19 protein-coding genes are annotated in these 20,892 nt (G+C 63.2%); 9 read left to right on the forward strand and 10 right to left on the reverse strand.

All coding sequences use genetic code 11. From position 1 onward, the window contains the following. Positions 1-3: 3 nt before the first annotated feature. The 7 genes from GGI48_RS14455 to GGI48_RS14485 form a co-directional block, all read right to left on the reverse strand. Positions 4-1,623: an EAL domain-containing protein gene (locus GGI48_RS14455; protein ID WP_179598883.1), complete on the reverse strand. Its 1,620-nt coding sequence runs from the start codon at positions 1,621-1,623 to the stop codon at positions 4-6. A gap of 75 nt (positions 1,624-1,698) precedes the next feature. After that, positions 1,699-2,478: an N-acetylmuramoyl-L-alanine amidase gene (locus GGI48_RS14460; protein ID WP_016963947.1), complete on the reverse strand. Its 780-nt coding sequence runs from the start codon at positions 2,476-2,478 to the stop codon at positions 1,699-1,701. Positions 2,479-2,581: 103 nt separating this feature from the next. Then, positions 2,582-4,789, reverse strand: a complete 2,208-nt coding sequence (locus GGI48_RS14465) for a GGDEF domain-containing protein (RefSeq protein WP_179598885.1) — start codon at positions 4,787-4,789, stop codon at positions 2,582-2,584. Continuing rightward, positions 4,786-5,664 carry an endonuclease/exonuclease/phosphatase family protein gene (locus GGI48_RS14470; RefSeq protein ID WP_179598887.1) on the reverse strand — a complete coding sequence of 293 codons (879 nt, stop codon included), beginning with the start codon at positions 5,662-5,664 and terminating at the stop codon, positions 4,786-4,788. Before GGI48_RS14470 ends, GGI48_RS14465 begins: the two co-directional genes overlap by 4 nt. An 11-nt stretch (positions 5,665-5,675) precedes the next feature. Further along, positions 5,676-6,305 (reverse strand): thiol:disulfide interchange protein DsbA/DsbL, encoded by a 630-nt coding sequence (locus tag GGI48_RS14475; RefSeq protein ID WP_016963942.1) that lies wholly within the window; start codon positions 6,303-6,305, stop codon positions 5,676-5,678. 195 nt (positions 6,306-6,500) lie between these two features. After that, positions 6,501-7,106, reverse strand: coding sequence for a c-type cytochrome (locus GGI48_RS14480; protein ID WP_016963940.1), 606 nt, complete (start codon positions 7,104-7,106; stop codon positions 6,501-6,503). Positions 7,107-7,151: 45 nt separating this feature from the next. Further along, positions 7,152-7,442, reverse strand: a complete 291-nt coding sequence (locus GGI48_RS14485) for a c-type cytochrome (protein WP_016963939.1) — start codon at positions 7,440-7,442, stop codon at positions 7,152-7,154. Between the two features lie 193 nt (positions 7,443-7,635). Between GGI48_RS14485 and yihA the strand changes: the two genes are divergently transcribed. Further along, the gene (yihA, locus tag GGI48_RS14490) at positions 7,636-8,277 is read left to right on the forward strand and encodes a ribosome biogenesis GTP-binding protein YihA/YsxC (RefSeq protein ID WP_060836883.1); all 642 of its coding nucleotides are present in this window, start codon (positions 7,636-7,638) and stop codon (positions 8,275-8,277) included. 415 nt (positions 8,278-8,692) lie between these two features. Here yihA and polA read toward each other — a convergent pair whose 3' ends face one another. Beyond that, positions 8,693-11,485 carry a DNA polymerase I gene (gene polA, locus GGI48_RS14495; protein WP_179598889.1) on the reverse strand — a complete coding sequence of 931 codons (2,793 nt, stop codon included), beginning with the start codon at positions 11,483-11,485 and terminating at the stop codon, positions 8,693-8,695. Between the two features lie 74 nt (positions 11,486-11,559). Here polA and GGI48_RS14500 point away from each other — a divergent pair, with 74 nt between their 5' ends. After that, on the forward strand, positions 11,560-11,847 hold the full coding sequence (locus GGI48_RS14500; RefSeq protein WP_047306771.1) for a DUF2782 domain-containing protein: 288 nt from the start codon (positions 11,560-11,562) through the stop codon (positions 11,845-11,847). Between the two features lie 65 nt (positions 11,848-11,912). Next, positions 11,913-12,863, forward strand: a complete 951-nt coding sequence (locus GGI48_RS14505) for a homoserine kinase (RefSeq protein WP_179598891.1) — start codon at positions 11,913-11,915, stop codon at positions 12,861-12,863. A gap of 85 nt (positions 12,864-12,948) precedes the next feature. Here GGI48_RS14505 and GGI48_RS14510 read toward each other — a convergent pair whose 3' ends face one another. Then, on the reverse strand, positions 12,949-13,869 hold the full coding sequence (locus GGI48_RS14510) for a zinc ABC transporter substrate-binding protein (protein ID WP_179598893.1): 921 nt from the start codon (positions 13,867-13,869) through the stop codon (positions 12,949-12,951). Between the two features lie 66 nt (positions 13,870-13,935). Here GGI48_RS14510 and zur point away from each other — a divergent pair, with 66 nt between their 5' ends. Genes zur through GGI48_RS14530 form a run of 4 tightly spaced genes read left to right on the forward strand, consistent with a single transcriptional unit; the run spans position 13,936 to position 16,741 of the window. After that, complete coding sequence (gene zur / locus GGI48_RS14515; protein WP_016963931.1) at positions 13,936-14,418, forward strand: zinc uptake transcriptional repressor Zur; 483 nt, start codon at positions 13,936-13,938, stop codon at positions 14,416-14,418. Then, a complete protein-coding gene (znuC, locus tag GGI48_RS14520; RefSeq protein ID WP_016963930.1) occupies positions 14,418-15,203 on the forward strand; it encodes a zinc ABC transporter ATP-binding protein ZnuC in 786 nt (261 codons plus the stop codon). Before zur ends, znuC begins: the two co-directional genes overlap by 1 nt. Next, on the forward strand, positions 15,196-15,984 hold the full coding sequence (znuB, locus tag GGI48_RS14525; RefSeq protein WP_179598895.1) for a zinc ABC transporter permease subunit ZnuB: 789 nt from the start codon (positions 15,196-15,198) through the stop codon (positions 15,982-15,984). The genes znuC and znuB overlap by 8 nt, the downstream gene beginning before the upstream one ends. A gap of 37 nt (positions 15,985-16,021) precedes the next feature. Next, on the forward strand, positions 16,022-16,741 hold the full coding sequence (locus GGI48_RS14530; protein ID WP_016963927.1) for a PA5502 family lipoprotein: 720 nt from the start codon (positions 16,022-16,024) through the stop codon (positions 16,739-16,741). A 56-nt stretch (positions 16,742-16,797) separates the two neighbouring features. On the opposite strand, the gene katE is transcribed toward GGI48_RS14530, so the two are convergent. Continuing rightward, the gene (gene katE, locus GGI48_RS14535) at positions 16,798-18,936 is read right to left on the reverse strand and encodes a catalase HPII (RefSeq protein WP_179598897.1); all 2,139 of its coding nucleotides are present in this window, start codon (positions 18,934-18,936) and stop codon (positions 16,798-16,800) included. Positions 18,937-19,206: 270 nt separating this feature from the next. Here katE and GGI48_RS14540 point away from each other — a divergent pair, with 270 nt between their 5' ends. Continuing rightward, positions 19,207-20,214, forward strand: a complete 1,008-nt coding sequence (locus GGI48_RS14540) for a methionine ABC transporter ATP-binding protein (RefSeq protein ID WP_179598899.1) — start codon at positions 19,207-19,209, stop codon at positions 20,212-20,214. Beyond that, entirely contained in the window at positions 20,214-20,879 is a 666-nt protein-coding gene (locus tag GGI48_RS14545; protein ID WP_016967702.1) for a methionine ABC transporter permease, read from the forward strand. The genes GGI48_RS14540 and GGI48_RS14545 overlap by 1 nt, the downstream gene beginning before the upstream one ends. Positions 20,880-20,892: the final 13 nt, after the last annotated feature.

A 20,892-nucleotide genomic window follows, 5' to 3' on the forward strand; every position in this document is an offset into this window, starting at 1 on the left:
GCGTCAGGCTTCGTCATCCAGGCGCCGGGGCACCAGGCGCCGCCCCCGGGTAATCAGCTCGATGAACTGCAACGCGCTCAAGGCATGGGCGAACAGCCAGCCCTGGCCGTAGCTCACGCCTTCGCTGTTGAGCAGCGATGCCTGGTCTTCGAACTCGATGCCCTCGGCGATCACCTTGAGCTTCAGGGCATGGGCCATGCGGATGATGTGGGGCGCCACGCCACTGCTGGCAGCGTCATGACCCAGGGCGTCGATAAACGCCTTGTCGATCTTCAGGCAATCCACCGGCAGGCTTTGCAGGTAGGCCAGGCTGCAGTAGCCGGTGCCGAAATCATCGATCAGCACTTGATGCCCCACGTCCCGCAGCGCCTGCAGGTTGTCCCGCGCCACCACCACATCGATCAGGCCACGCTCGGTGACCTCGAAGGCGATCTGCCGCGCGGCCACCTTGTGCAAGGCCAGGAGCCGCGCCATGACCTGGCCGATGCGCGGCACCATGACATCGCAGGCCGCCAGGTTGACCGAGATGTACAGCTGCGGGTTGGCCCGCAATACGTGCCCCAGTTGTTCCAGCAGGCGCTGCAGGACGAAGTCGGTGATCTGGCGGATCTGCCCGGTGTTTTCCGCCAGCGGAATGAACAGGTCGGGGCTGGTCAGGGTGCCATCCGGACGGCGCCAGCGCAGCAAGGCTTCGGCCCCGACACACTCCCGGCTGCTGAGGTCGAAGATCGGCTGGTACAGCACCTGCAACTCGCCACGGCGCAGAGCGCCTTGCAGCTCCGCCCCCAGGGATTGGCGCTGGCGCGCCAGCTGATACACCAGGCCACCGATACACAGCGCCAGCACCAGGCTGATCGGCAACAGCCACCACCAGCCGTCGAGCATCTCCGCCTGCATGCTGGCCCGGGGCGTGATCAGCACCAGCTGGTACTCGGGATTCTGGGTCGGCATGCGATAGATCAGCAGGTCCGGAGTGACCTGCAGCGGCCCGTCGCGAGCGGCGCGCCAAGGCTCCACCGGCGGCCAGGCACGGGCCGGACCCAATACCGGAATGGCCCGGGCGCCATGCTCGACCACCACCATCAGGCTGCCACCGGCCGGCAGGTCCACCACATCGGTCAGGTGCCCGCGGGAGGTGGCCACGCGAAAATTGCCTCGGCCCAGCATCAGCGCGGCCAGGTTTTCATTGGGCTGGGCAGAGGTGTTGAGCCAGTAGCTGTAGGTCGGCCCGCGGATATCCGGGGCCCTGGGCGAGGGCACGAGGTTCTGCCGCGGCGAGTTGGAGCACGTCTGGGTGGCATCCATGTAGGCCGCTTCATAGATGAAGCGGTAGCTGAAGCTGACCTGCTGCAGGGCGCTGATCAGCTCGGCGCTGCACTCGCGCAGCGGCTGGGCTTCGAGCACGTCCAGACCTTCACGCAGTTGCCCGAACAGTTGCTCCAGGCGCTCCAGAAAGCGCTTGCCCTGGGCATTCATCTGCTCGCTCTCCCGTTGCTGGACCTCATGCATGGCCACCCCGGCACTGCCGAGCAGCAACAGCGCCGCGCTCAGCACAGCCGTCAGCGTCGCCAGCAACCAGGGGCGATAGAACCAGGTACGGGTGGGCTCACGAGGAACAGGCATCGTGGAGGATCCGAGGGATACCAATGAGTTATAGCAACTGATTGGGTATTCGGCCCGGACCGTCCGGCGGCGTCATTATTTTGTCTGATTGAGGACCTGCAGCATCGCTGCACTTTCGGCATCCGGGATGCCGTCGAAACGACCCGGACGATAGTGCATCTGGAAGGCCGCCAGCACGTGCCGGGTGGCTTGATCCAGCTCGCCGGTCTGCGGGGTGGCGTAGCCCAATTGCGCCAGTTGCTGCTGGAACCAACTGATGCTCGGCAGGTTCACCGCGAAGTACGCCTGCTGACGGGCCACCGCCTGGGCATTGGGCCATAGCCCCAGGCCGGCGTCGGCCAGGCGCTTCCAGGGAAACAGCGGACCCGGATCGAGCTTGCGCGATGGCGCGATGTCGCTGTGGCCGATGATGTGGCGCGGGGAGATGTTGTTGCGCTTGCTGATGTCTTTGAGCAGCACGATCAGATTCTCGATCTGCGCTTCGCTGTAGGGATACCAGAGCCGTCCATTGGGTCCGTCGCGAAAGCCCGGGTTGACGATCTCGATGCCGATCGAGCTGGAGTTGAGCCAGGTACGCCCCTGCCACTGGCTTTCACCGGCGTGCCAGGCACGGTACTGCTCGTCCACCAGCTTGTAGATGGTGGCCGACTTGTCGTCGCCGATCAGGTAGTGGCTGCTGACCTGGCCCCGCGTCAGCAGCGCCAGGGAACGCTCCAGGGACGCCGAGGTGTAGTGAACGATGATGAACTGGGCGCGCTGATCGTAATTCACCGAGGGGTGGCTGGTGTCGATACGCGGACCGCTGGCACAGCCGGCCAGGACCAGGAGCAAGAAGGCAAGAGCAAGGCGTTTCATGGCAGAGGGCAATACGCTGCAGACAAAGAATGCAACAGTGTAACGTACTGCCTGCGCCGCCATGGGCAAAAACCGTGGTTTGAGACAGGAATCGGCCTGCGCCTCAGCCTGCCTCCACCCGGTTGCGACCAGCGTCCTTGGCCCGATACAGCGCCTGATCGGCCCGTTTGATCACCAGTTCGCTGCGATCACCGGGCTTGAACGCACTCAGGCCGACGGACACGGTGATGGTCACCGGCTCCCCCTTGAAATGAAACGGGCAAGCCTCAACGGCGGCCCGCAGCGCTTCCACTATTCGCGTGCCGACCGGCCAGGGAGTGTTGGGCAACAGCAGGACGAACTCCTCGCCACCGAAACGGGCGATGAAATCGCTGCCCCGCAGGCGCTTGCGCAGCACGTTGGCAATGATCTTCAACACCTTGTCCCCGGCCAGATGGCCGTAGTTGTCGTTGATCCGCTTGAAGTGATCGAGATCGAGCATGGCCAGCAGCAGGCTGTTGCCATGTTGCTGCCATTGGCCGATCTCATGCTCCAGGCGCTCGCTCCAGGCGGCGCGGTTGGGCAAGCCGGTCAACGGGTCGATCAGCGCCTTCTGCCGCTGTTCTTCCAGGTGTTCACGGTAGCCCTGGGCTTCCTGCTCCATGCTCGAGACACGTTCTGCCAGGCTTTGCAGGCGGGCGGCCACTTCCTTCTCGCGCTCGTCGCGCTGCTTCTGGTGCTGGTCCATGGTGCCCAGCAGGCCTTCCAGATGACTTTCCAGCACCTGCTTGAGGTCATCCAGATCCGCCGCTTCCTGCACGCTGCTTTGCAGGCCATCGACCTGTTGGCGAATCTGCGTGTCCATGGCCCGCGCCGCCGAGCTGCTGTCGGCATGGCCGTCGCTGGCCGCCTGCAGATTGCTCTGGAAGGCTTCCAGACGCTCATTGAGCTGCTTGAGGTAGGCCTCGAACTCATGCTGACCCGAATCGGTGATCGCCAGCATCAATACCGCCAGATCATCGAGGATCGGCAGCAATTCATACCAGTTCAACCCATGCTGCAGACGATCGCGCATGGCTTCGGCCTGGGGCCGATGGCGCTCCGGCAGGCTCAGGTCATCGAGCAGCCCCAGCAGGGTGTGCTCGATATGCTTGGCCACCGAGCTATAGGAAGGCTCGGGGGAGTCCGGCAGGGCGTAGAGCACATCGTGCTCGGATTGCTCCGGATCGATGGCGGCCAGGGCCTCGGCCATGACCGGCGGCAGGGGCAGGCTGTCGAGCAGCACGGCCGGGGAAACCGCAGGCTGGGGCAGCAGCTCATCGGGGTTGGGCGCAGCCGGCTCGCTCTGAGGTTCGATAGGCGCCTCTGCCGGCGACGCGGCGAGGGCGACCGGAGCGGCTTCAACGGATGCCGGCGCCTGAACCTGGACCGCCAGCTCGACTGCAACGGGCGCTTGCTTCTCGACCTGGGACGCGGGCTCCTGCGGTTGTTCCTGCGCCAGGACAGGGGGCACGAACGCCACCACTGAAGGAGGGGCCGAGGCGACAACCGCCTCGGCCTCGATCTTGGCCGGCGCGGCGGACGCAGGCTCCGCCAGCACGCTCGCCTCGGGCTCGGCCGGGGCCGCTGCCAAGGGTGCCGAAGGAGGGGCGGCGACTTCCGGCACGTCCGTGCTCGGGGTCTGGTAATGCTCGCGAGCCGCTGCCACCGGTTCTGCGGCTGCCTCGGCCAAAGGCGGGGATTGCACGCTGGCAGCGGGAACAGGCGCCGCGGGCGGGGCCGCTTCGGCCTGGGGAGCTTCACCGGTGTCTCGTCCCCCGAACAGACGCTGCAGCAGGCTCGGACGATCTGGCTCGGCCGGGGTTTCCAGCTGGCTCAGGGCCTTGCCCTGGAGGCTGCTCAGTTCCCCTAGTAACAAGGGAATCTCCCGCGCCTGAGTGACCCGCCCATCCAGCTGCTTGGCGAAGACCTTCAATGGGCGACGGACTTCCCGGGGCAGGGGCAGGGACTGCAATTGGGTCACCAGCGCCGTCAAGGCGCTGCTCATCTGCTCGACCCGGGTTTCACGCCGTTGCTCGGAATCCAGCACGGCCTTTTCCAGGCGCGGCAGCAGCGCTGCCAGCGCGGCGTCCATGTCGTCGGTGCGCACCACCTCGCGCATTTCCTTCATGCACTGGTCGACCGCACGGTCGGTGCCTTCCGCCGCCAGGGTGCTGCGCACCAGGCCGCGACGCAGCAAGTCCAGGCGAGCGGCCCAACGGCGCTCGAGCTTTTCCTGCTGTTCGATACTTTTGAGGTACTTCTCTTTCCAGCGCTGGGCGTCGTCGCTCATTCATCGGTTCCGCGAGGGGCAGGACTCAACGCGGGCAATGCATCGGCCGTGAGCGAACCCGGCAGACGAATCTCTACCGCGACCGGCAGGTGATCGGATATGGGTTGGGCCAGGACTTCGACTCGCTCCAGGGTCAGGCTGGGGCTGAGCAGGATATGGTCCAGGCAACGTTGCGGACGCCAGCTGGGGAAGGTCGCCTGCAATTGCGGCGCCAACAGGCTGAGGTCGCGTAGAGGGGAGTGCTCCAACAGATCGCTGGCGTGGGTGTTCATGTCCCCCATCAGCACCTGATGTTTGTAGCCGCCGATCAACTCGCGGATATACGCCAGTTGCCGGGTTCGGACCCGGGCACCCAGTGCCAGGTGCATCATCACCACCACCAGCGCTTCGGGGCCTTCCCCAAAACGCAGGAGGATCGCACCGCGCCCCTTGGGGCCGGGCAGCGGGTGGTCTTCAATGGCCCAGGGACGCAAGCGGCTGAGCACGCCATTGCTGTGCTGTGCCAGGCGTCCAAGGTTGCGATTGAGCTGTTGATACCAGTAGGGGAAGGCGCCCAGCTGAGCCAGGTGCTCCACTTGATTGACGTAGCCCGAACGCAGGCTGCCGCCATCGGCTTCCTGCAGGGCTACCAGGTCGAAGTCCCCCAGCAGGTTGCCGATCTTCTGCAGGTTTTCGGCACGCCCGTGGTGAGGCAGCAGGTGCTGCCAGCCACGCGTCAGGTAATGGCGATAGCGCTCGGTGCTGATACCGACCTGGATATTGAAACTGAGCAAGCGCAGGCGACTGTCCGCTGGCAGGCCGCTCGACGCCAAATGGTGTTCGTTGACCTGCGGATCATGCAGGCCAACGATGCGTTCCGAGCCCCAGCGCGGCATGGCGGCGGCGCTTACTTGGCTGCGCGCTCTTTGGCGATCAGCTGGTCGGCCACGCTCAGCGCGCCTTCAGGACCACCAGCGGTGCCCAGGTCGAAACGGTACTTGCCGTTGACCACCATGGTCGGTACGCCGGTGATCTGATAGGCCTGGGCCTTCTTCTTGGCGTCCTCGACCTTGCCTTTGACGGCGAAGGAGTTGTAGGTGCTCAGGAACTTGTCCTTGTCGACGCCTTCGGCTGCCAGGAACTCGGCCATTTCCTCTGGAGTGGCGAGTTTCTTGCCGTTGTGGATGGCTTCGAATACGGCTTTGTGAACCTTGTGTTCGACGCCCATGGCTTCCAGGGTGATGAACAGCTGGCCATGAACGTTCCAGATACCGCCAAACATGGCGGGGATGCGCACGAAGTTGACGTCGGCAGGGAGTTTTTCAACCCAGGGATTGATGGTCGGCTCGAAGGCGTAGCAGTGTGGGCAGCCATACCAGAACAGCTCTACGACCTCGATCTTGCCAGGCACGGCAACCGGAACGGCGCTGCTCAGCTCGACGTAGGTTTTACCGGCTTCAAGCGGCTCGGCAGCTTGAGCGGTCACGCCAAACAGGCTGGCGGTGACGAGAGCGGCGCTGAGAATCAGATTACGCATGCTTTACTCCTGGACAATTTTGGCGCCTCGCGCGACCTGAATTCAGACAGATCATGGCGGGCTTGAGTTCGCTAGTGTAGCGGCAGACGCCATAAAAAAGGGCGGCCTGAGCCACCCTTTATGCTTGCACCGTCAGATTAATCGATCATTAACGTTGCCGCGGTTCAACAGCCTCGGCAACTTGATCGAGCCGGCTTAGTGCAGGCCCTGAATATAGCTGGACACCGCTTCGATGTCTTTGTTGCTCAACTTGGCGGCGATGCTGCGCATGACCATGGTGTCGCCGTCGTTGGTACGGTTGCCTTCGCGGAAGTCGGTCAACTGCTTGGCGACATACTGCGCGTGCTGGCCACCCAGATGAGGGAAGCCGGCCGCTGCGTTACCTGCGCCATTAGGCGAGTGGCAGCCGGTGCACGCTGGCATGCCCTGATCGAGCTTGCCGCCGCGGAACAGTTCTTCGCCGCGGGCCACGACCTTGGGATCGGCGGCACCGACGCTGCCTTTCTGGCTGGCGAAGTAAGCGGCGATGTCCGCCAGGTCCTGATCGCTCAGGTTGGTCAGCAGACCGGTCATTTCCAGCACTTGCCGCTTGCCAGACTTGATATCGTGCAACTGCTTGTCCAGGTACTTTTCCCCCTGACCGGCCAGCTTGGGAAAGTTTGGCGCCATGCTGTTCCCATCAGGGCCGTGGCATGCACCACAGACTGCGGCTTTCGCCTGACCGGCAGCAGCGTCGCCTGCGGCATGGGCTACACCTGTGATGCCCAAGGTCAACAGCAGACTCACGAGTAATTTGTTCATCAGCTAATCCAACTACGGCTAAGGGTTAAGAGTTATGGACCGGGATCACTCGCTCATCCAGTGGATGATGGCTCGGTAATCCTCGGCACTGCAGTCCATGCACAAACCACGCGGCGGCATCGCCTTGAAACCCTGGGTCACGTGTTGCACCAGCGTCTCCATACCTTGCGCCAACCTCGGCGCCCAAGCTTCCTGGTCGCCCTTGCGGGGCGCCGTGGGTAGTTGGCCGGAATGACAAGCCCCACAAACACGGTTGTACACAGCTTCCGGATCCTGTGTAGCCTGAGCGCTGTAAAGCGGCATCAAGACACCGGCAGCTAGCAGCCATTTCGTCATAAAACGACCTTTTCAGGGTTGAGAGCGTGCTGCGTTCTGGTGCGCAGTCAAGGTTTATCGCTCTCGTGTACTTCATCCTACGCTGGGACAAAGCGCACACAAAATCTGCGGCATTATATACTGGCGCTACTGAAACGGAAACGACACCGCTCGCCGCGTCCACTCTCGGCATCGCACTTATCTCGGAAATCCCATGCAACTCAAGAACCCCATCCTCGGTCTGTGCCAACAGGCTACGTTCATGCTCAGCGCCGCCAAAGTCGACCAATGCCCAGACGATGACGGCTTTGAAGTGGCCTTCGCCGGGCGCTCCAACGCCGGTAAATCCAGCGCCCTGAACACCCTGACCCATGCCAGCCTGGCACGCACCTCGAAAACCCCGGGGCGCACGCAGTTGTTGAACTTCTTCAAGCTAGACGACGATCGCCGTCTGGTCGACCTGCCGGGCTACGGCTACGCCAAGGTGCCGATCCCCCTGAAGCAGCACTGGCAGCGCCACCTGGAAGCCTATCTGGGCAGCCGCGAGAGCCTAAAAGGCCTGATCCTGATGATGGACATCCGGCATCCCATGACCGATTTCGACCTGCTGATGCTGGACTGGGCCGTGGCCAGCGGCATGCCGATGCACATCCTGCTGACCAAGGCCGACAAGCTGACCTATGGCGCGGCCAAGAACACCTTGCTCAAGGTCCAGTCGCAAATCCGCAAGGGCTGGGGCGAAGCGGTCACCATCCAACTGTTCTCGGCCCCCAAGCGCATGGGCCTGGAAGAGGCCTACACCGTATTGGCCGGCTGGATGGAACTGGCCGACAAAGGCGCCGAAACCGAGGCCTGAGAGACGTAGGGAAAATTGCCTGGGGGATGATCAGGCAAGGCAAAAGCGCGGTGCGGAAGCGGAGTTTACTGGCTGTAAATGAGCATTTCGCGCTGCGCTTTTAACGCAGCATGGTCATTTCCCAGGCAATTTTCAGGCAAAAAAAACCCCGGACTTCGTATGGGGAGGGGGAAGTTCGGGGTTCAAGTTCTAGACCGCTAGGGCGGGGTCCAGATATCTGCCAACACTTAACACAACATAGGAGCATCGAAGGGCTTCACCAGCCATTCAGTAACTCTGAGTGGGCTTTCACTGTATTAGTTCCAGCGGGTTGCAAAAACTATTGGCAATAATCGATGAAATTTTCCGCGCTAATAGCCATTCGCCAGTTTTTACCGCGACACTATGCCGCGGCAAAAACCACTGAAAAGTGCCCTTAATGGGCCTCATCCCAGTTATTTCCTACCCCGACTTCCACCAATAACGGCACATCCAGGGTCGCGGCACCGCTCATGTAGCCACGAATCTCGTCACGCACCTGGTCCACCAGGTCTTCCCGCACTTCCAGCACCAGTTCGTCGTGCACCTGAAGAATGACCCGAGCATCCAGCTGCGAAGACTCCAGCCAGTTGTCCACCGCCACCATGGCTTTCTTGATGATGTCCGCTGCCGTGCCCTGCATCGGCGCGTTGATCGCCGTGCGCTCGGCACCGGCACGCTCCTGCGGCTTGTTGGAGTTGATCTCCGGCAAGTACAGCCGACGCCCGAAGATAGTCTCGACATAGCCCTGGTCCGCCGCCTGGGCGCGGGTCCGATCCATGTATTCGCGAACCCCCGGATAGCGGGCGAAATAGGTATCGATATAGGCCTTGGCCTGTTTGGTATCGACACCAATGTCCTTGCCCAGCTTCTGCGCGCCCATGCCGTAGATCAGCCCGAAGTTGATGGCCTTGGCGCTGCGACGCTGATCGGACGTCACATCCTTGAGCTCCACCTTGAACACTTCGGCCGCGGTGGCGGTGTGCACATCCAGGTTGTTGCGGAAGGCATTGAGCAGGCCTTCGTCCCGGGACAGGTGCGCCATGATCCGCAGCTCGATCTGCGAATAGTCCGCCGCCAGCAGCTTGTAGCCGGGCGGTGCGATAAAGGCCTGGCGAATGCGCCGGCCCTCGGCGGTACGCACGGGAATGTTCTGCAGGTTCGGATCGCTGGAGGACAACCGGCCGGTAGAGGCCACCGCCTGATGATAGGAGGTGTGGATGCGCCCGGTACGCGGATTGATCTGCTCCGGCAGACGATCGGTGTAGGTGCTTTTCAGCTTGCTCATGGAGCGGTACTGCATCAGCACCCGCGGCAGCGGATAGTCGTCTTCGGCGAGCTTGGCCAACACCTCTTCAGCCGTGGAAGGCTGGCCCTTGGCAGTCTTTTTCAGCACCGGCAGGCCAAGCTTGTCGTAGAGAATGGACCCCAGTTGCTTGGGCGACCCCAGGTTGAACTCCTCACCGGCGATCTCGAAGGCTTCGCGCTCCAGGGCCACCATCTTGTCCCCCAGCTCGATGCTCTGCACGCCTAGAAGCTTGTCATCCACCAGCGCGCCCTGGCGCTCGATGCGTGCCAGGACCGGCACCAGCGGCATCTCGATATCGGTGAGCACGCTGGCCAGACTCGGGATGGCAGTCAGTTTTTCGAAGAGCGCCTGATGCAGGCGCAGGGTGATATCGGCATCTTCCGCGGCGTAGGGACCGGCCTGTTCCAGCGGAATCTGGTCGAAGGTCAGCTGCTTGGCACCCTTGCCGGCGATGTCCTGGAAGCTCACGGTGGTGTGGTCCAGGTACTTCTGCGCCAGGCTGTCCATGTCATGGCGGGTGGCGGTGGAGTTGAGCACATAGGATTCGAGCATGGTGTCGAATGCGATGCCGCGCACGGTGATGCCATTGGCCTGGTCACCGCCAATCGCGCAATTGGCCAGGATGTTCATGTCGAACTTGGCGTGCTGACCGACCTTGAGCAGCTTGGGATCTTCCAGCAACGGCTTCAGGGCCAGCAGCACGGTATCGCGGTCCAACTGCTCCGGCGCGCCCAGGTAGGAATGGGTCAACGGGATGTAAGCCGCTTCCCCGGCCTTGACCGCAAACGACAGCCCCACCAGCTGCGCCTGCTGAGCATCGATGCCGGTGGTCTCGGTATCGAAGGCAATCAGCTTGGCGTTCTTCAGCTTCTCCAGCCAGACGGCAAAACGCTCCTGATCGAGGATGGTTTCGTACTGCAGCTCAAGCGGTGCCTGTTCGGCGGCTGGCGGTTGCGGCGCAGCGGCCGGCGCCGTCTCGGCACCACTGAGCTCGACGCGTTTGGCGTCGCGCTGCAACTCATCGAGCCAGCTCTTGAATTCCAGCAGGCTGTAGAGCTCCATCAGCTTCTCGCGATCCGGCTCGCCCAGGTGCAGGTCGTCGAGCCCGATATCCAGCGGCACGTCCACCTTGATGGTTGCCAGCTGATAGGAGAGGAAGGCCATTTCCTTGTGTTCTTCGAGCTTGGCCGGCAGGGTCTTGGCCCCGCGAATCGGCAGGGTCGGCACGATATCGAGCTGCTCATACAGTTCCTTGAGCCCGCCATTGACCCCCACCAGCAGCCCGGAAGCGGTCTTCGGACCAATGCCAGGCACCCCAGGGATGTTGTCGGAAGAGTCGCCCATCAACGCCAGGTAATCGATGATCTGCTCGGGAGCGACACCGAATTTCTCCTTCACGCCCTCCACATCCATGCTGCTACCGGACATGGTGTTGACCAGGGTAATGTGCCCATCCACCAACTGGGCCATGTCCTTGTCGCCGGTAGAGATCACCACCGGACGATCCGCCGCCGCGCTGCTGCGGGCCAGGGTGCCGATCACGTCGTCGGCCTCGACCCCTTCCACACACAGCAACGGGAAACCCAGGGCGATCACACTGGCGTGCAAGGGCTCGATCTGCACCCGCATATCGTCGGGCATGCTCGGACGGTTGGCCTTGTACTCGGCATACATGTCATCGCGGAAGGTCCCGCCCTTGGCGTCGAAGACCACCGCGAACGGGCTGTCCGGGTACTGCTTGCGCAGACTCTTGAGCATGTTCAGCACGCCCTTGACCGCGCCCGTGGGCAGGCCTTTGGAAGTGGTCAAAGGTGGCAACGCATGAAACGCGCGGTACAGATAAGAAGAACCGTCCACCAGGACGAGGGGGGCTTGGCTCATGAGCGGGATCAACCTTTTCGGCGGGTCCGGCGCTAGAATAGCGGGACCGTTGACGACAAAGGGACAAGGTTATCATGCGCACACTAAATCGCTTGCTGCTGGCCGGCTTGATTGCAATCGCTCCAATGGCCGTGATCGCCGCAGAAGATGCGCCGTCAGCGGACCCGCAAGTCACCATTCGCACGGAAGGCGACAAGACCATCCAGGAATACCGGCAAAATGGCTTTCTGTATGCCATCAAGGTCACGCCCAAGGGCGGCAAGCCCTACTTCCTGGTGCGCGCTGATGGCTCCGACGGTAACTTCATCCGTTCGGATCAGCCCGATATGCTGATCCCTGCGTGGAAAATCTTTGAGTGGTAAGCCACTCCGACTTCAACTCAATGGCGCTGGCTCAATAGCGGCGCCCGTACTGGCAGTTTTTAACCATGTCTGTGTTCACCCCCCTGGCTCGGCCCGAGCTGGAAACCTTTCTCGCCCCGTATGGGCTCGGCCGCCTGCTTGACTTCCAGGGGATCGCCGCTGGTAGCGAAAACACCAACTTCTTCATCAGCCTGGAACAGGGCGAGTTCGTCCTGACCCTGGTGGAACGCGGCCCGGTCCAGGAAATGCCGTTCTTCATCGAACTGCTGGACGTGCTGCACCAGGCCAACCTGCCGGTGCCGTATGCCCTGCGCACCCGCGACGGCGTCGCCCTGCGCGAGCTGGCGGGCAAGCCGGCGCTGCTGCAACCGCGCCTGGCGGGCAAGCACATCAAGCAAGCCAACGCCCAGCATTGCGCCCAGGTCGGTGAGTTGCTCGGGCACCTGCACGTGGCCACCAAGGACAACATGATCAAGCGCAAGACCGATCGTGGCCTGGACTGGATGCAGGAAGAGGGCGCGCAACTGCTGTCGCACCTGGATGCTGCCGCTCAAGACCTGCTGCAGCGGGCGCTGGATGAAATCGTCGCACAGAAGGCGCGGATCCTGGCCCTGCCCAGGGCCAACATCCACGCCGATCTGTTTCGCGACAACGCCATGTTCGAAGGCACCCACCTGACCGGCCTGATCGACTTCTACAACGCCTGTTCGGGACCGATGCTCTACGACGTGGCCATTGCCCTGAACGACTGGTGCTCCGACGCCGAAGGCGTGATCGACGGCCAGCGGGCCCGGGCCCTGCTCGGCGCCTACGCCACCCTGCGGCCCTTCACTGCCGCCGAGGCCGAGCTCTGGCCGACCATGCTGCGAGTGGCCTGCGTGCGCTTCTGGCTGTCACGGCTGATTGCCGCCGAGAGCTTCGCCGGGCAGGACGTGCTGATTCACGATCCGATGGAATTCCAGCAGCGCCTGGCACAGCGGCAGCAGATCAGCATCGCGCTGCCGTTCGCCCTGTAAAACGCTTCGCGGGCCAGCCCGCTCCTACAGAGCGCACCTGTAGGAGCGGGCTGGCCCGCGAAAGACACCCCGCAACAATCCCTGCTTAAAGCTGCTCCAGACAGCCCGCCAGATCATTGCCCAACTTCTCCAGCACCTGCTCATAACCTTGGGCAGTAGCCGGTGTGTACCCACCCAACGCATCCAGCTCCGCCAGCTTCACCGGTAGGCCGGCGACCAGGGTTTCCGCCAACCGCGGACGCAAGGGCGGCTCGCTGAACACGCAAGTCTTGCCCACCTGCTGCAAGCGTGCGCGCATGGCGGCGACATGCTGGGCCCCCGGCTGGACTTCCGCCGCAACGCTGAAGACTCCGGTGTGCTTGAGGCCATAGGCGTCTTCGAAGTAGTCGAAGGCTTCGTGGAAGACGAAGTAAGGCTTGCCGGCGATGCCCGCCAGACGGGTTTTCAAGCGGGCGTCCAGGGCGTCCAGACGCTCATTGAAGGCTTTCAGGTTGCTCTGGTAGCGAGCGGCATTGCCCGGGTCGGCGGCGCTCAGGTCGGCGGTCATGCGGGCGGCGATCACCCGAGCGTTGACCGGCGACAGCCACAGGTGCGCATCCAGGGTGCCGGGGCGATGATCATGGTCATGTTCATCGGCATCTTCGCCATTAGAGTGACTATCTTCGGCGAAATGACGTAGTTTCATGCCCGGCAGGTCCTGCACCGCCACCGACGGCAGGCTGCGGCCCTTGAGCACCCGCGGCAGGAAACCTTCCATGTCCGGACCGATCCAGTACAGCAGGTCGACGCTCTGCACCTTGCGCACGTCCGAAGGACGCAGCGCATAGTTGTGCGGCGACGCCCCCGGCGGAAGCAATACCTCCGGCACCGCCACGCCGTCCTGCACCGCGGCGGCAATCAGTTGCAAAGGTTTGATGCTGGTGAGTACCCGGACTTCGGCCTGGGCCGAGCCGATCGCGAACAGGCTGAAGGTAAAAGCGACAAAAAGGCGAAAAAGTCGGGACACGATGGACACTCGAAGAGGCGAGAACGGGTAACATAATAACGTCTCTCACAAACCTCGTCGCCGCTCATGCCTAAAACACCCCTTGCCAGCCGTCCACACGACCACTCTCACTGCGTGCACAGCGCACTGTCTGAGGCCGACGCTCTGTGCGCACGGCAAGGCCTGCGCCTGACCGCCCTGCGCCGGCGGGTGCTGGAGTTGGTGTGGCAAAGCCACAAGCCCCTGGGCGCCTACGACATCCTGGCCGTGCTCAGCGAGCAGGACGGCCGCCGCGCCGCGCCGCCAACGGTGTACCGGGCGCTGGATTTCCTCCTGGAAAACGGCCTGGTGCACCGCATCGCATCGCTCAACGCCTTTGTTGGCTGCAACCACCCGGAGCATGCGCATCAGGGCCAGTTCCTGATCTGCCGCGAGTGCCACGCGGCCATCGAGCTGGAGCAGAAGTCCATCAGCGACGCCATCGTCACCAGCGCCCGCGACGTCGGTTTCGTGGTCGAGGGCCAGACTGTCGAAGTGGTCGGGCTCTGCTCGGGCTGCCAGGGGGCTTGATGAGCACAGCGTTGATCCGCCTCGAGCAGGTCGGGGTGACCTTTGCCGGGCAGAGCGTGCTGGACAATATCCAGCTCAGCGTCGAGCCCGGGCAGATCGTCACCCTGATCGGCCCCAACGGCGCCGGCAAGACCACCCTGGTACGCGCCGTACTCGGTTTGCTCAAGCCCGACAGCGGCAGCGTCTGGCGCAAGCCCAGGCTACGGGTCGGCTACATGCCGCAAAAGCTCCATGTCGACCCGACCCTGCCGCTGTCGGTGCTGCGCTTTCTGCGCCTGGTGCCCGGGGTCGATCGCAGCCGAGCGCTGGCAGCCCTCAAGGAAGTCGGCGCCGAACAGGTGATCGACAGCCCGGTGCAAAGCATTTCCGGCGGCGAGATGCAGCGCGTGCTGCTGGCCCGGGCCCTGCTGCGCGAGCCTGAGCTGCTGGTGCTCGACGAACCGGTGCAAGGCGTCGACGTGGCCGGCCAGGCCGAGCTCTACAGCCTGATCACCCGCCTGCGGGATCGTCACGGCTGCGGCGTGTTGATGGTCTCCCATGACTTGCACCTGGTGATGAGCACCACCGACCAGGTGGTCTGCCTCAACCGTCACGTCTGCTGCTCCGGGCACCCCGAGCAGGTCAGTGGCGACCCAGCCTTCGTCGAGCTGTTCGGCAAGAACGCGCCAAGCCTGGCGATCTACCACCATCACCACGATCACGCCCATGACCTGCATGGCTCGGTGGTCACCCAGCCCGCCGCGGGCCACGTCCATGTCCACGGAGAAAACTGCAAGCATGGCTGATTTTCTGCTCTACGCCCTGCTCGCAGGTCTGGCCCTGGCGGTGGTCGCCGGCCCCTTGGGTTCGTTCGTGGTCTGGCGGCGCATGGCCTACTTTGGCGACACCCTGTCCCATGCCGCGCTCCTGGGGGTGGCCCTGGGTTTCCTGCTGGATGTCAGCCCGGCGGTGGCGGTCACCGTGGGCTGCCTGTTGCTGGCGGTTCTACTGGTGACCCTGCAACAACGCCAGCCCCTGGCATCCGACACGCTGCTGGGGATTCTTGCTCCCAGCACCCTGTCCCTGGGCCTGGTGGTACTAAGCTTCATGCATGAAGTGCGGATCGACCTGATGGCCTACCTGTTCGGTGACCTGCTGGCGATCAGCCCGGGTGACCTGGCGTGGATTCTCGGCGGCAGCGCAGCGGTGCTGTTGTTGCTGGTGGCTCTGTGGCGGCCCTTGCTGGCGATCACCGTGCACGAGGAATTGGCCAAGGTCGAAGGCCTGCCCGTGCCGTCGCTGCGCCTGGCGCTGATGCTGCTGATCGCCGTGGTCATTGCGGTGGCGATGAAAATTGTCGGGGTGTTGCTGATTACCTCGCTGCTGATCATCCCGGCCGCTGCGGCACAGCGTCACGCCCGCTCGCCGGAGCAGATGGCCCTGGGCGCAAGCCTGCTGGGCATGCTCGCGGTCTGTGGCGGCCTGGCGCTGTCCTGGTTCAAGGACACCCCGGCCGGACCGTCGATCGTGGTGGTGGCCGCCGCACTGTTTCTGCTGAGTTTTGTTCTGCCCCGTCGAGGGGTGTAGACTTGCTCGCTTTTTGCGCAATTAGAGAGTCGCAGGAATGAAGCCGTTCGCCTCCCGTTATCTGCTCCTTGTCGCATTCTCCCTGCTGTTGGGGGCCTGCCAAAGCACGCCACCGGCGACCACCGAGGTCCCCGATGCGCGGGCCACGGCCATCGCGCAGCTGGAACAAAACATTGCCAGCAACGAGCTGGCGACAGCGGAAGATCAACTGAGCGCCCTGCAGGCACAAACCCCTGACGACCCGCAGCTGGTGCAATACCAGCGGCAGATTGCCGAGGCCTACCTGCAACGCAGTCAGATCGTCCTGCAAAAGGGCGACGTGAATGCCGCCGCCACCGCCCTGAGTCGCGCCCGGGCGCTGATGCCCAAGGCGCCGGCGCTGACCGGTGGGGTCAACAACGCCATTGCCCACGCGCGCAAGGCCGAACTGGAGCAGGCCGAAGCCGCCTTGAAGGCCGCCGAGGCGCGTCCAGCGGCCCGGCTGATCGACCCTGCGGCCCAGAGCACCACCATCGCCTTGAACGTCACCGATATCCGCAAGCTGCGTAAGCAACTCGATGCGCTGGCCGCCGATGTGGTGAATTACCAGTGCGACGTGAGCATCCAGGTGCCGCGCACCGAGGATTACCCTTGGTTGTCGACCCTGCTCGGCAAGCGGGTGAAGAAGCTCGACCCGGACTTCGAGCAGAAAATCAGCCGGCAGATCGTGCGCCATGTACCGGCGCAGATGGTCTTGAGCCCGCGCAAGGCGCAGTAAAGCCTTCGCCGGCAAGCCGGCTCCTACACGGAGCGAGCTTGTCGGCGAAAGTGTGTTCAGGCCGGGATTGCCTTGGCCTTTTCCTCTCGATCCCAGACCCGATGCTGGCCAATGGCGGCAAAGAACGCCTTGAATGCCTTGGCATCCCCTCCAACGATCAAGCCCTCGTCCGCTTCCAGCCCGAGCACCGCCAACAGCTCCCGGGCTTCGCCGTGCAAGGCAATCGCCTTGAGATGCTTGTAGGCCTCCAACAGGTAATGCAAAGCCACGCCATTGCCGCTCAGGGCCTTGATCGACTGCGCACCACCCGGCACGAACACCGCGTCGAAGGCCACTGAGGGCAAGCCCTCCATGGAGGCATCCACCGCCAGGCGCTGGCCATCCGCAGTGGTCACCGGCGCCGAGGTCGGCCCCAGCAGCTTGGCGTGTGCCCCTTCGGCCTTGAGAGCCTTCTGCAACGCCTCAATCGCTGCACCATCAACGCCGTTGGCCGCAAGAATCGCCACTTTCCGCGTTTTGATATGCCCCGGCAGCAGGTTCGCCTGGCTCAGGGCCGGCGAACGTGTGAGCGACGTCTTGCGCTCTGCCACAGTGGCCTTCTTCGGCGCGGCCAAGCCCAGGTTCTCGGCCACGCGCGCGGCCAGGTGCAGATCGATGTTGGCGAGGATCTCGTTCACTTGCCGCTCACGGATCCACTGCCGCTCGACCTTGCCCAGCTCGAAGCTGTAGGCCGCGATGATGTGTTCCTGCTCGTGCTTGCTCATGCTGTTGAAGAACAGCCGCGCCTGGGAGAAGTGGTCGCCGAACGACTCGCTGCGCTGGCGGATCTTGTGGGCATCGATGCGCTCGTTATAACTCTCGAAACCACCATCCTGGGCCGCCGGCGGGGTTTCTTTCGGCCAGCCACCATCGATGGAGTTCGGCTCGTAGGCAGCCCGCCCCCTGTCGATGGTGCTGCGGTGCATGGCGTCGCGCTGCCCGTTGTGCAAAGGCGTCAGCGGCCGATTGATCGGCAGCTCATGAAAGTTCGGCCCACCCAGGCGACTGATCTGGGTATCGGTGTAGGAAAACAGCCGCCCTTGCAGCAGCGGGTCATTGGAGAAATCGATCCCCGGCACGATGTGCCCCGGGCAGAAGGCGACCTGCTCGGTTTCGGCAAAATAATTGTCGGGGTTGCGGTTGAGCACCATCTTGCCCAGGGGCGTGATCGGCACCAGTTCCTCGGGGATCAGCTTGGTAGGGTCGAGAATGTCGAAGTCGAAATTGTGTTCGTCTTCTTCGGCGATGACCTGCACGCCGAACTCCCACTCCGGGTAATCCCCGGCCTCGATGGCATCCCACAGGTCACGGCGATGGAAGTCGGTGTCCTTGCCCGCCAGCTTCTGCGCCTCGTCCCAGACCAGGGAACAGGTGCCCACCGTCGGCCGCCAGTGAAACTTGACGAAGCTTGCGCGCCCCTCGGCGTTGATCAGGCGAAAGGTGTGCACGCCAAAGCCCTGCATGCTGCGCAGGCTTTTCGGAATGGCCCGGTCGGACATGGCCCAGATCACCATGTGCGCCGATTCCGGCTGCAGGGAGACGAAGTCCCAGAAGGTGTCGTGGGCCGAGCCGCCGGTGGGGATTTCGTTATGCGGCTCGGGCTTCACCGCATGCACGAAGTCGGGGAACTTGATCGCGTCCTGGATGAAGAACACCGGCATGTTGTTGCCCACCAGGTCGAAGTTGCCCTCGTCGGTGAAGAACTTCACGGCAAATCCCCGGACATCGCGCACGGTATCGCCGGAGCCTCTTGGCCCCTGGACCGTGGAAAAGCGCACGAACACCGGGGTCTTCTTCTGCGGATCGCGCAGGAAACCGGCCTTGGTCAGCGCCGAATGATTGTCGTAGCTCTGGAAGTAGCCATGGGCACCGACACCGCGGGCATGGACGATGCGCTCGGGAATCCGCTCATGGTCGAAGTGGGTGATCTTCTCCCGCATGATGAAGTCTTCCAGCAGCGAAGGACCACGAGCGCCGGCCTTGAGGCTGTTCTGATTGTCAGCGACCTTCACCCCCTGATTGGTCCGCAGGGCCTGGCCCGTGGCGTCGGAGCGGAACGGCTCCAGGCTCTGCAACTTGGTGTTGCTGTTGCCCCGGTCCAGGGTATCGGTCCCGGCCATCTGGCTTTTCGGGGCATGGGTTTTTTTCGTACTCATCAGGCAAGAACTCCTCGTTGGCGAAACCCCTGGCGCGCCGGGGCTTCGTGAACACAGGCCCACAGGCACGGCACCTGGGGCTTTTCGAGTGGCTTAAGTAGTGACTGACGAGAAACCGCGAGCGTTCCTTTTTTATGACCTTTGATCGCGTTATCGCCAAATGGCAGGATGATCGCGAAATAAATGCTAAGAACCTCTATACGGACAGGCTAAAATGCGCGCCCGGCTAACCGCTGATCCTTTTCTAACGCGCCCCACAAGGTTCGCTACGTGATCGAGTTTCAAAACGTCCATAAAACCTACCGGGTCGCCGGTAAGGATATTCCCGCCCTGCACCCGACCAGTCTTCGGGTCGAGAATGGCCAGGTGTTCGGCCTGATCGGTCATTCCGGGGCGGGCAAAAGTACCCTGCTGCGCCTGATCAACCGCCTGGAAAACCCCAGCGGCGGCCAGATCATCGTCGACGATGAAGAAGTCACCGCGCTGGATGCCAATGGCCTGCGCCGCTTCCGGCAACAGGTCGGGATGATTTTCCAGCACTTCAACCTGCTGTCCTCCAAGACCGTGGCCGACAACGTCGCGCTGCCCCTGACCCTGGCCGGCGAACTGTCACGCAGCGACATCGAGCGCCGCGTCGCCGAGTTGCTGGACCGGGTCGGCCTGGCCGACCACGCCAGGAAATACCCGGCGCAGCTGTCCGGCGGCCAGAAGCAGCGCGTCGGCATCGCCCGCGCCCTGGCCACCAAGCCGAAGATCCTGCTGTGCGACGAAGCCACCAGCGCCCTCGATCCGCAGACCACCGCGTCGGTCCTGCAACTGCTGGCCGAGATCAACCGCGAACTGAAGCTGACCATCGTGCTGATCACCCACGAGATGGACGTGATCCGTCGCGTCTGCGATCAGGTGGCGGTGATGGACGCCGGCCAGATCGTCGAACAAGGGCCGGTGGCCGAGGTGTTCCTGCACCCCAAGCACCCGACCACCAAGCGCTTCGTCCAGGAAGACGAGCAGATCGACGAGAACGAGCAGCGCGACGACTTCGCCCATGTGCCGGGGCGCATCGTGCGCCTGACCTTCCAGGGCGAGGCCACCTACGCACCGCTGCTGGGCACCGTGGCCCGGGAGACCGGGGTCGACTACAGCATCCTCGCCGGACGCATCGACCGCATCAAAGACACCCCTTACGGGCAACTGACCCTGGCCATCACCGGCGGTGACATGGAAGCGGCCTTCGCCCGCTTCACCGCGGCGGATGTCCACATGGAGGTGCTGCGCTGATGGATACCTTCTTCGCCAACATCGACTGGCTGGAAATCTGGCTGGCCACCGGCGACACCCTGATGATGCTCGGCGGTTCGCTGCTGTTCACCGTGCTCCTGGGCCTGCCCCTGGGCGTGCTGCTGTTCCTCTGCAGCCCGCGCCAGCTGCTGGAGCAGAAGAGCCTCTACGCGCTGCTGTCGCTGATGGTGAACATCCTGCGCTCGCTGCCATTCATCATCCTGCTGATCGTGATGATTCCCTTCACCGTATTGATCACCGGCACGTCGCTGGGGGTTGCCGGGGCCATTCCGCCGCTGGTGGTGGGCGCCACGCCGTTCTTTGCCCGGTTGGTGGAAACCGCCCTGCGCGAAGTCGACCGCGGCATCATCGAAGCCACCCAGTCCATGGGCGCCAGCACTCGGCAGATCATTACCAACGCCTTGCTCCCGGAAGCCCGCCCGGGCATCTTTGCCGCTATCACCGTGACCGCCATTACCCTGGTGTCGTATACCGCCATGGCGGGCGTGGTAGGTGCTGGCGGCCTCGGCGACCTGGCGATCCGCTTCGGCTACCAGCGTTTCCAGACCGATGTGATGGTGGTGACCGTAGTGTTGCTGCTGGTGCTGGTCCAGGTTCTGCAAACCGTCGGCGATAAGCTGGTGGTGCATTTTTCCCGCAAATAATTGCAAACGCCGG

The organism is Pseudomonas protegens (genome assembly GCF_013407925.2).
Classification (GTDB): Bacteria; Pseudomonadota; Gammaproteobacteria; order Pseudomonadales; family Pseudomonadaceae; genus Aquipseudomonas; species Aquipseudomonas fluorescens_AP.